This is a genomic window from Rhodococcus sp. EPR-157 (assembly GCF_001647195.1).
GTDB lineage: Bacteria > Actinomycetota > Actinomycetes > Mycobacteriales > Mycobacteriaceae > Rhodococcoides.
The window spans coordinates 1-662 of record NZ_LVCV01000083.1 but is presented as its reverse complement, the minus strand read 5'-3'; the positions used below and the strand labels follow the sequence as shown (position 1 = coordinate 662).

General features: G+C 56.0%; 1 rRNA gene. It reads right to left on the bottom strand.

What is annotated here, in order from left to right:
- Positions 1-92: 92 nt before the first annotated feature.
- Positions 93-662, bottom strand: a 23S ribosomal RNA gene (locus tag A2J03_RS03325); the annotation flags it as partial.

Sequence of the window (662 nt, the reverse complement as noted above, 5' to 3'; positions counted from 1 at the left end):
TGTGTGGGTAGCGGATTCGTGTATTCGATTGTGTTACTGAACAACTCGTGTGTTGTTTCAGATATTGCACAGTGGACGCGTTGCATTGGTTTTATGGTAAGTCCTCGGCCTATTAGTACCAGTCACCTGCATCGGTTACCCGACTTCCAGTTCTGGCCTATCAACCCGGTGGTCTGCCGGGGGCCTTACCCCCTCGAGGGGGTGAGAAACCTCATCTTGGAACAGGCTTCCCGCTTAGATGCTTTCAGCGGTTATCCCTTCCGAACGTAGCTAACCAGCGGTGCTCCTGGTGGAACAACTGGCACACCAGAGGTTCGTCCGTCCCGGTCCTCTCGTACTAGGGACAGCCTTCCTCAAGTTTCTAACGCGCGCGGCGGATAGAGACCGAACTGTCTCACGACGTTCTAAACCCAGCTCGCGTGCCGCTTTAATGGGCGAACAGCCCAACCCTTGGGACCTACTCCAGCCCCAGGATGCGACGAGCCGACATCGAGGTGCCAAACCATCCCGTCGATATGGACTCTTGGGGAAGATCAGCCTGTTATCCCCGGGGTACCTTTTATCCGTTGAGCGACACCGCTTCCACATGCCGGTGCCGGATCACTAGTCCCGACTTTCGTCCCTGCTCGACTTGTCAGTCTCACAGTCAAGCTCCCTTGTGC